Below are 14,116 nucleotides of genomic sequence, written 5' to 3' on the forward strand. Positions count from 1 at the left end.
ACAAAATTTAAAATTGATCCTATAATTGTTTCACACCCCCACACCAACACGAGGAGACTCCATGAAATTGATTTCGTACCGCCGCGCCTCACGCGCCCACTTCGGCATCGTCACCGACGGCGGCGTGGTCGAGCTGACCGACAAGGTCGCCGGCGCACCCGACCTCGCCACCCTGCTGGCCGATCCGCATTTGCTGGCGCAGGCGCGCCAGCTCGCCGCCGGCAAGGCCGACTACCCGTTCGACAGCGTGGCCCTGGAGCCGGTCATCCCCAAGCCGGGCAAGGTGGTCTGCGTCGGCATCAACTATGTCGAGCACGCCCACGAGGCCGGCCGCAAGATCGGCCAGTATCCGGTGATCTTCCAGCGTTACAGCGAGACCCTGATCGCGCACGGCTCGCCGCTGCTGCGGCCCAAGGCGTCGACGCAGTTCGACTTCGAGGCCGAGCTGGCGATCGTCATCGGTAAGGGCGGCGCCCACATCGACCCGGCCAACGCCATGGAACACGTGGCCGGCTACACCTGCTTCAACGACGCCAGCGTGCGCGATTGGCAGTTCCACACCCACCAATACGGCATGGGCAAGAACTTCGCCGGCACCGGCGCGCTGGGCCCGTGGCTGGTCACCAGCGACGACATCGCCGACTACCGCGAGCTGACGGTCACCGGACGCCTCAACGGCGAGCAGCTGCAATCGGGCAAGCTGTCCGAACTGGCCTTCGACATCCCGGCGCTGATCGCCTACATCTCCCAGGCGCTGCCGTGGAACCCGGGCGACATCCTGGCCACCGGCACCCCGAGCGGCATCGGCTTCAAACGCACCCCGCCGATTTTCCTGGAGGCCGGCGGCGTCTTCGAAGTCACCATCGCCGGCATCGGCACCCTGTCCAACCCGGTCGTCGACGAAGCCTGATACGCTAGCCGCACAAGACCTATAAAGGAGATACGCATGTCCAAGCTGCCCCGCATCCAGTTCACCCACACCGGCTTCCACTGCGCCGACCTCGACAACATGGTCGCGTTCTACACCAGCAAGCTCGGTTTCATCGTCAGCGACCGGGGCGTGGCCTCAACCGGCCACCGGCTGTTCTTCATGACGCAGGACCCGGAAATCCACCACCAGCTGGTGATGTTCGACGGCAAACCGACCGGCCTGGAGTTCAATCCGATCAACCAGCTGTCGCTGCTGCTCGACTCGATCGACGACCTGTGCCTGTACTACCGCCAGTTGCAGGAGTTCGGCATCGGACCGATCGACCAGGTCGACCACGGCAACGCCTGGTCGCTGTACTTCAAGGACCCCGAGGGCAATCCGATCGAGATGTATGTCGACAGCCCGTTCTACACCGCGCAGCCGTGCCGCGAGCCGCTCGACCTGACGCAGACGCCGGCGCAAATTCTCGAACAGACCGAGGCCATGTGCCGCCGCCGTCCCGGCTTCCTGACGCGTGAGGAGTGGATCGCCCAGACGCGCGAGAAGATCCGCCTGCAGCGCGTATGAGACGCAACCACGGCAACTACATCGACGGCACCTGGATCGACGGCGCCGCCATGCGCGATAACCGCAATCCGTCCGACCTGTCCGACAGCGTCGGGTTGTACGCGCAAGCCGATGCCGCGCAGGCGGCGCACGCAGTGGCCGCAGCGGCGGCTGCCCAAGTCAGCTGGGCACACGGCGGCATCCAGGCCCGCGCCGATGCGCTCGACTTCATCGGCACCGAGCTGCTGGCGCGGCGCCAGGAACTGGGCGCCCTGCTGGCGCGCGAGGAAGGCAAGACGCTGCCGGAGGCGGTGGCCGAAGTCGGACGCGCCGGCCAGATCTTCAAGTTCTTCGGCGGCGAGGCGCTGCGCCTGCGCGGCGACCGCCTGGCCTCCGTGCGGCCCGGCGTCGACATCGAAGTCACGCGCGAGCCGGTCGGCGTGGTCGGCATCATCACGCCGTGGAACTTCCCGATCGCCATCCCGGCGTGGAAGATCGCGCCCGCCCTCGCCCACGGCAACAGCGTGGTGTTCAAGCCGGCCGACCTGGTACCCGGAAGCGCCTGGGCGCTGGCCGAGATCATCAGCCGCGCGGGACTGCCGCCGGGCATCTTCAATCTGGTGATGGGACGCGGCGCCGTGGTCGGCCAGACCATCATCGACTCGCCTGCGGTGCGCGCGATCAGCTTCACCGGCTCGGTCGCCACCGGCCACGCGCTGCTGCAGGCGACGGCCCGGCGCCAGGCCAAGGTGCAACTGGAAATGGGCGGCAAGAATCCGCTGGTGATCCTCAACGACGCCAACCTCGACACTGCCGTCGACTGCGCCGTGCAAGGCGCCTACTACTCGACCGGCCAGCGCTGCACCGCCTCGTCGCGCTTCATCGTCGAAAAAGACATCTACCCGGAGTTCGTGCGCAGGACGACGGAAGCGCTGAAGGCGCTGCGGATCGGCCACGCGCTGCGCGCCGAGACGCAAATCGGCCCGGTGGCCGACGCCGGCCAACTGGCGCAAAACCTCGATTACGTGGCCATCGGCCGCGCCGAGGGCGCGCGCCTGGCCTGCGGCGGCGAGCCGCTGCAACGCGACACGGACGGCCACTTCATGAGCCCCGCGCTGTTCGTCGACGCCACGCCGGACATGCGCATCGCGCAGGAAGAGATCTTCGGCCCGGTCGCCTGCGCGATCCCGGCCGACAATTACGAACACGCGCTGGAGATCGCCAACGGCACACCGTTCGGACTCTCGGCGGGCATCTGCACCGGCTCGCTCAAGCACGCGACCCATTTCAAGCGGCATATGCAAAGCGGCATGGTGATGGTTAACGTGCCCACCGCCGGCGTCGACTACCACGTGCCGTTCGGCGGCGCCAAGGGTTCGAGCCACGGCGCGCGCGAACAAGGCGGCTACGCGGCCGAGTTCTTCACCAGCGTCAAGACCGCCTATACCAGCACACAATAACAAGGAGACAGCAATGGATTTCGATGTACTGATCGTCGGCCTGGGACCGGTCGGCGCGGTGGCCGCCAGCCTGGCAGGCAAATGGGGCCTGAGCGCGCTGGCCGTCGACAAGGCCGAGGCGGTGTACGACAAGCCGCGCGCCTTCGGCCTGGACCACGAAGTGATGCGCACCTTCGACAACATCGGCATCGCCCAGGCGATCGCCGGCAACGTCATGCCCTACCGCACCTCCGAATACCAGGCCAAGGGCGGGCGTGTGCTCAAACGCATCGCCCCGGCCAGCGCGCCCTACCCGCTGGGCTGGGCGCCAAACTATGTATTCTCGCAGCCGGCCATCGAAGGCGCGCTGCGCGCCAACCTAGCCACGATGAGCGGCGTGCAAACGGAGTTGGGCACGGAGGTGCTGTCGGTCACGCAGGACGGCGACACCTGCCGCGCGCTGCTGCGCGACCGCGATGGGCGCGAGCGCCACGTCAGCGCGCGCTACGTGCTTGCCTGCGATGGCGGCACCAGCCCGCTGCGTGTGCAGCGCGGCATGTCGATGGAAGACCTGCAATTCGACGAGCCCTGGCTGGTGGTCGATGTCATGGTCACGCCGGAGGTGGCCGAGCGCCTGCCTGCGACCAACATCCAGTTCTGCGAGACCGATCGGCCGTGCACCTATATCATCGGCCCGGGCCTGCACCGGCGCTGGGAATTCATGATCAACGACGACGAGACGCCGGCCGGCGTGCAGCAACCGGAGGCGATCGCCGCGCTGCTGGCGCGCTGGATGGCGCCGGGCGAGTACGACCTGTGGCGCGCCTCGGCCTACCGCTTCCACGCGCTGATCCTGAAGACCTGGCGCGACCAAAACCTGTTCTTCCTCGGCGACGCCGCCCACATGACGCCGCCGTTCATGGCGCAGGGCATGTGCCAGGGCATCCGCGACGCCGCCAACCTGATATGGAAACTGGCGCTGGTGCGGCGTGGCGCGGCAGCCCCGACGCTGCTCGACACTTATCAGGCCGAACGCGTGCCGCACGTACGCCAGACCACGCTCGTCACGCGCGAACTGGGCCGCGTCATCTGCGAGCGCGACCCGGCCAAGGCCGCCGAGCGCGACACCCGCATGCTGGCGGAGATGGCCGCGCAGCAGGCGCCGACGGTGCGGCAGTCGCTGATTCCGGGGCTGTCGGCCGGCCTGCTGGCGCCGGCGCGCGACGAGCATCCGGACAGCGCGCGCGGCCACCTGTTCCCGCAGCCGGAGGTGGAAAACTCGACCGGCCGCCAAGGCTTGCTCGACGAGTTCACCGGCAACACCTTCCGCCTGGTCGCCGCGCCCGGCGCCAGCGTGCTGCCGCTGCGCGAGGAGATCCGCAGCTGGGACAGCCTGGAGGCGCTGCCGCTGTCGGTGGTCGCGCTGACCGACGACGCGGATGGCAAGCCGCAAGCCTGGCACGCCTACCGCGAGCGCCACGGCCTGCTGGCCGGATGGCTGCGCGGGCATGGCTGCCAGTACGTGCTGGTGCGGCCCGACCACTACGTCTACGGCGGCGCCGCCAACTTGGCGCAAGCGCTGGAGCTGCTGGCCGAGCTGCGGCTGACGCTCAACGGCGTGCGCAGCGAAGCGCCGGTGTTTTAAGCGGGCAGACAAGACGCGCCGGCGCCATCCGATGGCCCGGCGCGGCCGCACGATTGCCCGATTTGGTTAATAGTTTGCATTATCCGCGTTTTATGCATAAAATGTGATTTATATAACCGGACTGAAAGCTATGGACACCACTCCCATCGAACTGTCGCCAGGCACCTCCCTGATCGACGTCGCGCTGCAGAAGATGAAGCACGCCATCGTCTGCTGCGAGCTGCCGCCCGGCTTCAAGCTCAAGGTCGACGCCCTCTCCAAGCAGTATGGCATCAGCAGCTCGCCGATCCGCGAGGCGCTGAACCGCCTGGCGCAGGAAGGTGTGGTCACCGCCAGCGACAACAAGGGCTTCCGCGTCGCGCCGATCACGGTCGAAGATTTTCGCGAGATCACACGCGTGCGCGTGCTGCTCGAATGCGAGGCGCTGTCGGACGCGATGAAGTACGGCGACGACGCCTGGGAAGGCGATGTGCTGGCCGCCTTCCACCGCCTGAGCGTGACCGAGAAGCGCATGGGCCAGGGCCCGGTGGCGTTGAACGACGACTGGGCCGAACGCCACAAGCACTACCACTTCACCTTGTTTTCGGCGTGTCCGTCGACGCTGCTGCTGTCGATGGTCGACTCGCTGTTCGACCGCGCCGAGCGCTATCGGCGCTTCTCCGCGATGCACCGCCAGACCGAGCGCCACAAGAGCAACGAGCACCAGATGCTGATGGAAGCGGTGCTCGCGCGCGACCACGACAAGGCGGTCGGCATGCTGCGCCGGCACATCGAGCACACGCAAGATACGGTCACCGAAGCAATCCTGCGCCAGCAAGCGACCTTGCAGTGACCCCAAACATACCCGCGCTGGAAGCCAGGCGGTGCGCCGCACTGCTCTCGGCCGACATCGCCGACTTGACCCGGCTGTTCGCCGACGACATGGTGTGGATACACGGCTCCGGCAAGTCGGACGGCAAGGCCGGCATGCTCGACGCCATAGCCTCGGGCAAAACCCGATACCTGGACATCGAAAACTCGCGGCAGAACATCCGGTTCTTCGGCCAGACGGCCATCATCGACGGTCTGGTCGACATGCGCTTGAACCTGGCCGGAGAAGTCAAACAGATCCATAGCCGGTTCACCATCTGCTGGGCCGGGACCGGCGAAGACTGGCAGATCGTCCACTGGCAATCGACGCCGGTGCGCCAGCCGGCCTAGGCGCGGCTTACAAGCCTTACTTTGAAGTAGTGGAAGGCGCGCCATGCGCCTGCGCCGAGACATCGGCCCACTTTTCCCATGTAGCCAGGCGTTCAGCATATGTCTGGCGCGCGATGTGCAGATTCGTCGCGCCGAGGAAGATGCGCAGTGGCGGCGCGTCGGCGTCGACAACTTTCAACACTGCCTGCGCGGTCGCTTGCGGGTCGCCGAACGACTCGGGCGTGAAGTGCGCCATGACCTGCTGACGAACCGCCTCGTAGGCGTCGATCGGCTGCGAGAAACGCATCGAAGAGGCGTCGCTGAAGTCGGTCAAGTACGGCCCCGGTTCGATCAGCGTGACTTTGACGCCCATCGCCGCAACCTCCTGGGCCACGCTGTCCATCAAGCCTTCAAGCGCCCATTTGGAGGCGTTGTACAGCCCGAGGTTGGGCATGCCGACAATCCCCAGCAGGCTGGATACCGATAAGATATGACCGCTTTTCTGCGCGCGCATGACCGGCAGTACGGCCTGCGTCACCCAAAGCGCGCCGAAGACATTGGTGTCGAACTGGGCGCGCGCATCCGCCTCGCTGAGCTCCTCGACCATACCCGCCACACCAAAGCCGGCATTGTTGACGACAACGTCGATGCGCCCGAAGTGCGCCTTCGCCTCGGCGACGGCGGCCAACGCGGCCTCGCGGTCGTTGACGTCAAGGCGCAGCGGAAGCACAGCCGCTCCGTGGGCCTCGGCCAACGGCGCCAGCGCCTCGATGTTGCGTGCCGTGGCGACGACCTTGTCGCCGCGTTTCAGGGCAGCTTCCGCCCAGAGACGGCCGAAGCCGCGCGACGCGCCGGTGATGAACCAGATTTTTTCAGACATGATGTTTCCCTTTTTGACGGAAGGAATGAAGAGGCTTCCATCTTAGGGCGGCCATCACGACGGGCGGTAGCTCGATCCTGTCCAGCTGTTGCCCGATCCTGTCGGACCAAGTGGTAGCTCGCGGTCACACGCAGCGCTCCCCATGCCTTACTCAAATCGAACTGGAGACTGCGAGCGTAATCTCGACCGCATCAATGAACAATGAAGTATTATTGAATAATAGTAAACATTATATAACTAGCAAACATATAGCTCCTGTCGGAGGAAAAATGATTAACATGTCGTTTGACGACTACGTCTACTTCCCAGCATTGCGAACGCGCCAAGCAGAGTTAAAGGGCTTGGAGCACCTGTCGACAGATCAGAAGCGGCAAATCCTGCCCATGTTGACACTGGGCCGATGGCCTAAAGCTACCGAGTTCAAGAAGTCGGCGGAAAAAGCCGCCGAGGCGATGGAGAACCTCCCTCATGTTCTGGACCTGACCAACGATGCGTCACATCTGGGGGAAGAGCAAAGCAAGCTCCGAGACTCCACCGATAGTTTTGCTGCATGGCGGGACTTCGCGCTTCAATACCGCAGTGCGATCCCCGTGGTACAACTGGTGCCCGGTTCAAAAGCAAGGGATCAAGTCCGGCAGGCGACGCTGCTGGAACAGTCCGTAGGTAAAATCGCGTTTCGAATCCGGGACTTTGCGATCGATACGCCGCTGATCATTAACGCGATAAGCGCGATGGATGATCCCGGCAATGCACTTGTGTACATCGATTGCCAATACATAAGAAGCGCCTTGGCCGCCTACGTCACCGCGACTGTTGCGACCATCAATCAGTTACGTGCGGAGTTTCCCGAGCTTTTTATCGTCGTTTTGTCGACGAGCTTTCCGCCTTCCGTAATACCGTTCGCGGATACGTCCCAACAACGCGGAGTGATCGATATTCAGGAGCGAGATTTGCATTCGCGTATAGGCGGCAGCGCGGTCGCGGCATATGGTGATCATGGCTCGGTACATTCGGTAGTCTACGACGACACGAAAATCATGCGCTGGTCGGCAAGGATAGACTATCCCAGGGAACTCAGTTGGCAATTTGAGAGGCGACCAAGAGATCAAGCAGAAGCCGGATATATTTCAGCAGCGGCCGCAATTTCCGCTACCGATCCCGACATCGGAAAGCGTGACATTTGGGGCGAGGAGATGATCGTAAAAGCAGCGCAAGGTCAACCTCACGCCAGGGCACCAGCGCCATGGATCGCAGTACGGGTGAACATTCATCTCGCGCGCCAGCTTGCGTTTTCTCAGAGACTAGACGCAGATGGGAATCAAGCTGGCGATGACGATGCCGAAGATTTTGACGGCTGAGGACGCACTCTGGGGGTGGCCGTCAGAGGCTGCTGAGGCAAGGTCGTCAAATAGGTCTCGACGGATAAAGGAATCAATGGCTGGTCCCTCCCTTTTTTGCGAACGCGTTCCTGTATGCGTAACTCACGTCTTCGAAGGTAGTCCAGCACATACTTACGTATCGCCTTTAGCGAAATATCGACAGCTGCGGCTAAGAGGTCATGGCGATGGCGACCAAGCTTGATGCCGTGCGCCTTCAGGATCTTGCGAAGTTCGTCGACAGGTAGAAACGAAAGCCAACTTTCCAGTGAGTTTTGTTCCAGGTTCTTTGCTTTGCGTACCTTGCGAATTGAACCGTCGTTACCGACAGTCCAAATGCCCACCTCGCTAAACGAGTTCGCCGCGACCCCTTCCAAGTGACGCTCCGCGCAAACAACCGTCACCTGCTCAAAGAACCGCGTGTAGGACTTCAATTGGCCATCCAGGCGATTCAGCTTGTCCCGCTCGCTTTTAATCTCAAACGCGACAAGCTTGTTGCCGGCGACGACCAGGTCTGCTCGTCGCGTGAACTCGTCAACAAACATCTCCGGAATAAAGGTCGAGTTCGCCCAGGTCGCGGTACCCGACATCGACGTGATTATGGCGTTCCTGATTTCTAACTCTGTCATTGGCAGTACATTAATAGTTTGGCTGTTACCGGGAGCGCGCGAAATTCTACACCTTTGAACTCCATTGTGACATTTATATGGACCTGCCGGGACATCAAAAACGAATGCTGCGAAGAAGCGTGATTAGTTATACACACCCGTCAGCACAATCAACTCCCCCACCTTCTCGAAATACGACGAGCGCGGCGCCATCGCCTTGGTCGTGGGATTGAACCAGACAAAATCGACCCATCCCGCGCCCTTGCTCTTTGCGATATCCAGCTCCTCGCGCACAAAGGCCTTGCCGTTGACGTCCTTGACATCGATCAACGCCTTGCCCACCAGCTTGGGCTTGTTCCCGTCGGCCAGCAGCACGCCGTTCATGTCCAGCACCACCACATACAGCTCGCCGCTGACGAACTGCCCCTCGGTCTTGTTGAACTCCGCCAGCGACTTCTCCGGGCCGTTCTGCTTCAGATAGGCGACGGCCTTCTTCACCATGTCCACCGCCTCGTCCTTGCTGGCCGCGAAAGCGGCCACCGGCGCCTGGCACACCAGCGCCAGCAACACCGGCGCGAGCCATCGCTTCATACTGATGCTCATATTCATACAGTCTCCTTCAAAGCGTGATTGTGAACGGCCGGCGCAATGTCCACGGACGCCTTCCGATTGGGGTTCAACAGGAAGTGCGCCAGCGCCGGCAGCAGGATCAGCGCGCCCAGCATATTCCAGATGAACATGAAGCCCAGCAGGATGCCCATATCGGCCTGGAATTTGATCGGCGAGAAAGCCCATGTCGCCACGGCGATGCCCAAGGTCACGCCGGTCAGCACGACCACTTTGCCGGTGAATAGAAGCGCCTTGTAGTAGGCCGCCGACAGGCTCGCGCCACGACGCAGCTCCACCATCATCACCGAAACCACATACAGCGCATAATCGACGCCGATGCCGACACCGAGCGCGATCACCGGCAACGTCGCGACCTTGACGCCGATACCCAGTCCCACCATCAGCGCCTCGCACAGCACGGACGTCAGCATCAGCGGCAGCACCGCGCACACCACCGCGCGCCACGAGCGGAACGTCACGAACGCCAGCACGATGACGGCCGCATACACCCACAACAGCATCTGCGTATTGGCCTTCTTGACGACGATGTTGGTGGCCGCCTCGATGCCGGCGTTGCCGGCGGCCGACAGGAACTGTATATCCTTGCTGTTGTTGGCGGCGGCGAAGGCCTCGACCTCGCGCACCACCGCATCGAGCGTGTCAGCCTTGTGATCCTTCAGATAGACGTACACCGTCAGCAGGTCGCAATTCTGGTTGAGCAGCTCGCGCGGCGCGCGCGTGGTGATCGCGTTGAGCATGTCCTGGGAGCGTGGCAGGTCGAACCATTTCAGGCTGCCCTCGTTCATGCCCGCCGACGCACGCTTGCTCAAGGTCGCATACGAATTGGTCGACTCGACGCCGGCCAGCTGCTGCAATTTCCACTCCAGCGCCTCGACCTGCACCAGCGTCGCATACGTGGCGCACTGGTACTGAGGCGTGCGCACCATGACCACGTAGTTGTCGCTGCTGGCGGCGTAGTTGGCGGCCATGAAGGCGCTGTCGCGGTTGTAGCGCGAATCGGCGCGCAGCTCGGGGGCGCCGGGATCGAGGTCGCCGATCTTCAGATGCGTGCTGACGACGCCACCGGCCACCGCCAGCACCACGCCGACACCGATGGCGATACCGGCCCAGCGGCGGCCGGTGAAGCGGTCGAGGAAGGCCCACAAGCGGTGCTTGCGCGGCGCGCCGGTGGCATCCGTGCCCTCCTCGTCGCGCAGGCTGCGCTGCGCGGCGGCGGCGCTGACGCCGGTGTACGACAGCAGCACCGGCAGCAGAATCAGATTGGTGAAGATCAGCATCGCAACGCCGACGCTGGCGGCGATCGCCAGGTCGTGGATCACCGGGATGTCGATCACCATCAGCACGGCGAAGCCAACGGCATCGGCCAGCAGCGCCGTCAGCCCGGCCAGGAACAGCCGGCGGAACGTGTAGCGCGCCGCCACCAGCCGGTGGGCGCCGCGGCCGATGTCCTGCATGATGCCGTTCATTTTCTGCGCGCCGTGGCTCATGCCGATGGCGAACACCAGGAACGGCAGCAGCACCGAATACGGATCGAGATCGAAGCCAAGCAGCGGCAAGGCGCCCAGCAGCCACAAAGACGCCACCAGCGAACACGCCACCACCAGCAAGGTGCTGCGCACGCAGCGGGTGTACCACAGCAGCACGCCGGCGCAGATGGCCAGCGCGACGGCGAAGAACAGCAGCACCTGGCGCATGCCGTCGATCAAATCACCGACCACCTTGGCGAAGCCCGTGATGTGGATGCGCACGCCCTGCGCCTCGTACTTGGCGCGCAGCTGTTCGAGCCGGTCCGACAGCGCCGCGTAGTCGATGCGCTGGGCGCCGCTGGTGTCGAGCAGCGGCACGACGATCACGCTGGATTTGAAGTCCGGCGCCACCAGCGCGCCGATCTCGCCGGAGCGCTCGATGTTGGCGCGCAGCTCGGCGAGCCGTGCGGGCGAGCCGTCGAAACCGTCCGGTATCACCGGCCCGCCGTCAAGACCCTCTTCCGTCACGCCGATCCAGCGCACCGACGGCATCCAGATCGATTTCATGAACGAGCGGTCGACGCCGGGCACCAGGAACAGCTCGTCGCTGAGCTGGCGCAAGGTCTCCATGTAGCGCGCGCTGTAGATGGTGCCGTCGGGGCTGGCGACGGCCACGCGCAGGGTGTTGCCCAGTCCCGCCAGGTCAGCCTTGTGCGCCTGGTAGTTCTGCACGAACGGATGGCGCGCGGGGATCATGCGCTCGAAGCTGGGGTTGAGGCGCACGCCGAGCGCCTGCCAGCCCAGCAAGGCCGTCAGCAGCACGAACAAGATCAGCACGCCGACGCGGTGATTGAACAGCAGCCGCTCGACTGCCGAGCCGGAGCGCGGGTCGAACTGGTCCAGTTGGGCGATCACCGGGTGATCGGGGGTCGGGGTATGCATGGGATTACGGTCCTTCGAGAGGGTTCAGGGCGATGCGGGTGACGCCGCGCACGCCGGAGACGATGACATTGCCGTCGCCGGCCTGCGCCACACCGGTCAGCGGCGTGGCCGGTCCGCCGCGCATCGGCGCGAAGCGCTTGCCGCCGTCGCCGCTGCGGAACAGGTGGCCCGTTTCATCGGTCAGCAGCAGGCTGCCGTCCTTGAGTCGGGTGCCGGCCGTGAGCGAGTGTTCGGTGCCGATCCCGCTTTTCTGCCAGGCGCCGCCGTCGGACCAGTAGACGTTGCCGCGCATGCCGAACAACACCGCGTGCGCACCGGCGGCCAGCGCGCCGAAATAAGTGCCGGCGTAAGGCGTGGCGGAGGTGGCAAACGTACGCCCGCCGTCTGTTGACAGGAACACCGCGCCCTGCTCGCCGGCGATGACGCAGCGCGCGCCGTCGATGGCGACCGCATACAGATGCTTGCCCTGCGGGTTGTCGAGGCGATCGAGCGCGGCCTGCCAGGTGGCGCCGCCGTCATCGGTGGCGAACAACAGGCCGAACGCGCCCACCAGCAGTCCGTGGCGCTGGTCGAAGAAGTTGATGTCCAGGAAGGGCTTGCTCGGACCTTCGGCATGCAGCCGTTCGGCGTCGGCCAGCAGACGGGCCGCATCGGCGCCCGGCGCCACGCGACCCGCCTTGACGGCAGCCAGCACCAGCGCGGCGGCGGCCTTGCCATCGAGCTGCTTGCGCCAGGTCTGTCCGCCGTCGCTGGTGCGCAGCAACACGCCGCTGTGCCCCACCGCCCAGCCGTCGCGCGGCGTGGTGAAGCGCGCGCCGACCAAGGACACACTCACCGGCACCTCCGACTGGCGCCAGCTGACACCGGCATCATCCGAGTACACGACGATACCGCGCTCGCCCAGGGCAATCAGGCGCGGCCCGGCCTGGGCGATGCCCAACATGACCGACGTGGCGGCCTTGGCGGTGCGCGTGGCGGGCCGCTCCAGCACGTCCGGCTCGGCGCGCGCCGGCGCCGCCATCAAGGTGGCGGCCGCGCCGAGGACGGCCAGCGCGGCTTGCCCTTTAAGAATGTTCTTCATGCGTGCTCCCCTGATCGCGGCCGCTTAGCGGCTGCCCTTGGCGGCCAGGTTCTCCGGCGTGAAGTAACTGTCGTTCCAGCGCGGCACCTGCTTGTACTGGTAGGCCTTCTCGCCGGGGAAATTGGCGAACACGTAGGTGTTGGCTAGCAGGTTGTACAGCCCGAAGCTCTGCGACACGGAGCCCGGCACATCCGGCATGGCCATCGGCAGGGTGTAGCCGACGCGCCAGATCTGGCCCTGGCCATCCCACATGTCCGACAGCACCATGTTGTAGGTGTCCTCGTCAAGGTAGAAGCGGCGTTTGGGCACGGCGTGGCGCTTGCCCGGCGCAACGGTCGCTTCCACTTCCCACACGCGGTGCAGCTCCCAGCGCACATGGTCCGGATTCACGTGCTGTGGCCCCAGCAGGTCGGCCGGCTTGGCCAGCCAGGTACGGTTGCTGTTGTACGGCACATACAATTCCTTCTTGCCGATGATTTTGTAGTCGTAGCGATCGAGGCTGCCGGAAAAGCCGAACGCCTCGTCGAAGTAGAACGCGCCCGAGGCGACGCTGTCGGGCGTGTCGTAGCCGAGGGTCGGCGCCTTGCGGGTGCGGCGCTGGCCGACCAGGTACTGCCAGGCCTGGCGGCCTTTGCCGGAGTCGACCGAGTCGCGCAGCAGGATCGATTCGCCGGCCTTGAACGGTGGCCCGTAGGTGACCAGCATCAGGTTGTTGTAGTCGCCTTTGAAGCTCTCCAGCGAACCATCCTTGAACCAGTACGGCGACTGCACTTCGCTCAGGCCGTCCGAGGCCATCGTCAGCTTGCCATCCGACGTGGTGACGAACAGGCGGAACAGCATCGAGCTGGCCTGGCCGCGCCACGCCAGCAACTGGTTCCACATCATCTCGTGGCCGGTCTTGGCGATCGGGAACGGTACGCCGCCGTAGCAGCCTTCGAGCGAATTGCCGCCATCGGCGGTCTTGCAGCGCGTGGCGTTCTTCATCGTGTTGTCGTAGGCCCATTGCGGCAGCGCGGCGGTGCGGTGGCTCGGGTAGACGTCGATGCGGTAGGTCGGGTACTTCTTCATCAGCGCCTTGACGCCCTCGGTCAGCTTGTCGGCGTGCTGGTCCATGTTCTTGGCGCTGATCGACAGCAGCGGCTTTTCGCCGGCGAACGGGTCCGGACGCGGGTCGCCGTCCTTGTAGCCTGCCGGCACCTTGGTGGCGCCGCCGTCCCATGCCGGAATGGTCCCGGCCTTGTTGCCGGCCTTTTCGGCGCCCATCGGCGTCAATTCGCCCTTGAGTTTGGCGGCCTCGTCGGCTGTCACCGCTGCTGGCGCCGTCTGGGCCAGGCCGAGCATCAGGGAAGCGAGCGCGGCCCGCTGGAAGGTAGTGGTGGTCATGTGTGTCCCC

The 14,116-nt window shown here is 64.6% G+C and carries 13 protein-coding genes; 7 read left to right on the forward strand and 6 right to left on the reverse strand.

Going from position 1 to position 14,116, the window contains the following annotated elements:
* Window positions 1-61: 61 nt before the first annotated feature.
* From NHH88_27630 to NHH88_27655, 6 genes are all read left to right on the forward strand, one after another.
* Complete coding sequence (locus NHH88_27630) at window positions 62-910, forward strand: fumarylacetoacetate hydrolase family protein (GenBank protein ID USX13384.1); 849 nt, start codon at window positions 62-64, stop codon at window positions 908-910.
* Between the two features lie 36 nt (window positions 911-946).
* Entirely contained in the window at window positions 947-1,498 is a 552-nt protein-coding gene (locus NHH88_27635) for a VOC family protein (GenBank protein USX13385.1), read from the forward strand.
* Complete coding sequence (locus NHH88_27640; protein ID USX13386.1) at window positions 1,495-2,937, forward strand: aldehyde dehydrogenase family protein; 1,443 nt, start codon at window positions 1,495-1,497, stop codon at window positions 2,935-2,937. Before NHH88_27635 ends, NHH88_27640 begins: the two co-directional genes overlap by 4 nt.
* A 13-nt stretch (window positions 2,938-2,950) precedes the next feature.
* Window positions 2,951-4,561, forward strand: coding sequence for a bifunctional 3-(3-hydroxy-phenyl)propionate/3-hydroxycinnamic acid hydroxylase (locus tag NHH88_27645; protein ID USX13387.1), 1,611 nt, complete (start codon window positions 2,951-2,953; stop codon window positions 4,559-4,561).
* Window positions 4,562-4,691: 130 nt separating this feature from the next.
* Window positions 4,692-5,393 (forward strand): GntR family transcriptional regulator, encoded by a 702-nt coding sequence (locus tag NHH88_27650; protein ID USX13388.1) that lies wholly within the window; start codon window positions 4,692-4,694, stop codon window positions 5,391-5,393.
* Window positions 5,390-5,761 carry a nuclear transport factor 2 family protein gene (locus NHH88_27655; GenBank protein USX13389.1) on the forward strand — a complete coding sequence of 124 codons (372 nt, stop codon included), beginning with the start codon at window positions 5,390-5,392 and terminating at the stop codon, window positions 5,759-5,761. Before NHH88_27650 ends, NHH88_27655 begins: the two co-directional genes overlap by 4 nt.
* A gap of 16 nt (window positions 5,762-5,777) precedes the next feature.
* Here NHH88_27655 and NHH88_27660 read toward each other — a convergent pair whose 3' ends face one another.
* Window positions 5,778-6,620, reverse strand: coding sequence for an SDR family NAD(P)-dependent oxidoreductase (locus NHH88_27660; GenBank protein ID USX13390.1), 843 nt, complete (start codon window positions 6,618-6,620; stop codon window positions 5,778-5,780).
* Window positions 6,621-6,889: 269 nt separating this feature from the next.
* Here NHH88_27660 and NHH88_27665 point away from each other — a divergent pair, with 269 nt between their 5' ends.
* Window positions 6,890-7,978, forward strand: coding sequence for a beta family protein (locus tag NHH88_27665; protein ID USX13391.1), 1,089 nt, complete (start codon window positions 6,890-6,892; stop codon window positions 7,976-7,978).
* On the opposite strand, the gene NHH88_27670 is transcribed toward NHH88_27665, so the two are convergent.
* The 5 genes from NHH88_27670 to NHH88_27690 all read right to left on the reverse strand — a co-directional run bounded on the left by NHH88_27670 (window position 7,939) and on the right by NHH88_27690 (window position 14,106).
* Window positions 7,939-8,625 (reverse strand): sce7726 family protein, encoded by a 687-nt coding sequence (locus NHH88_27670; GenBank protein ID USX13392.1) that lies wholly within the window; start codon window positions 8,623-8,625, stop codon window positions 7,939-7,941. The two genes, NHH88_27665 and NHH88_27670, sit on opposite strands and share 40 nt — an antisense overlap.
* Window positions 8,626-8,748: 123 nt before the next feature.
* On the reverse strand, window positions 8,749-9,213 hold the full coding sequence (locus NHH88_27675; protein USX13393.1) for a cache domain-containing protein: 465 nt from the start codon (window positions 9,211-9,213) through the stop codon (window positions 8,749-8,751).
* On the reverse strand, window positions 9,210-11,642 hold the full coding sequence (locus tag NHH88_27680; GenBank protein ID USX13394.1) for an MMPL family transporter: 2,433 nt from the start codon (window positions 11,640-11,642) through the stop codon (window positions 9,210-9,212). The genes NHH88_27675 and NHH88_27680 overlap by 4 nt, the downstream gene beginning before the upstream one ends.
* A gap of 4 nt (window positions 11,643-11,646) precedes the next feature.
* Window positions 11,647-12,723: a YCF48-related protein gene (locus tag NHH88_27685; protein USX13395.1), complete on the reverse strand. Its 1,077-nt coding sequence runs from the start codon at window positions 12,721-12,723 to the stop codon at window positions 11,647-11,649.
* 24 nt (window positions 12,724-12,747) lie between these two features.
* Window positions 12,748-14,106 (reverse strand): DUF1329 domain-containing protein, encoded by a 1,359-nt coding sequence (locus NHH88_27690; GenBank protein ID USX13396.1) that lies wholly within the window; start codon window positions 14,104-14,106, stop codon window positions 12,748-12,750.
* Between the last annotated feature and the right edge of the window lie 10 nt (window positions 14,107-14,116).

Source organism: Oxalobacteraceae bacterium OTU3CAMAD1 (genome assembly GCA_024123915.1).
Taxonomy (GTDB): domain Bacteria; phylum Pseudomonadota; class Gammaproteobacteria; order Burkholderiales; family Burkholderiaceae_D; genus Rugamonas.

Bases quoted from the DNA above. Each gene is read 5' to 3' on its own strand.
- NHH88_27660 (USX13390.1), bottom strand. From the start codon at position 6,620: ATGTCTGAAAAAATCTGGTTCATCACCGGCGCGTCGCGCGGCTTCGGC.
- NHH88_27675 (USX13393.1), bottom strand. From the start codon at position 9,213: ATGAATATGAGCATCAGTATGAAGCGATGGCTCGCGCCGGTGTTGCTG.
- NHH88_27690 (USX13396.1), bottom strand. From the start codon at position 14,106: ATGACCACCACTACCTTCCAGCGGGCCGCGCTCGCTTCCCTGATGCTC.
- NHH88_27645 (USX13387.1), top strand. From the start codon at position 2,951: ATGGATTTCGATGTACTGATCGTCGGCCTGGGACCGGTCGGCGCGGTG.
- NHH88_27640 (USX13386.1), top strand. From the start codon at position 1,495: ATGAGACGCAACCACGGCAACTACATCGACGGCACCTGGATCGACGGC.
- NHH88_27685 (USX13395.1), bottom strand. From the start codon at position 12,723: ATGAAGAACATTCTTAAAGGGCAAGCCGCGCTGGCCGTCCTCGGCGCG.
- NHH88_27665 (USX13391.1), top strand. From the start codon at position 6,890: ATGATTAACATGTCGTTTGACGACTACGTCTACTTCCCAGCATTGCGA.
- NHH88_27650 (USX13388.1), top strand. From the start codon at position 4,692: ATGGACACCACTCCCATCGAACTGTCGCCAGGCACCTCCCTGATCGAC.
- NHH88_27635 (USX13385.1), top strand. From the start codon at position 947: ATGTCCAAGCTGCCCCGCATCCAGTTCACCCACACCGGCTTCCACTGC.
- NHH88_27670 (USX13392.1), bottom strand. From the start codon at position 8,625: ATGACAGAGTTAGAAATCAGGAACGCCATAATCACGTCGATGTCGGGT.
- NHH88_27630 (USX13384.1), top strand. From the start codon at position 62: ATGAAATTGATTTCGTACCGCCGCGCCTCACGCGCCCACTTCGGCATC.
- NHH88_27680 (USX13394.1), bottom strand. From the start codon at position 11,642: ATGCATACCCCGACCCCCGATCACCCGGTGATCGCCCAACTGGACCAG.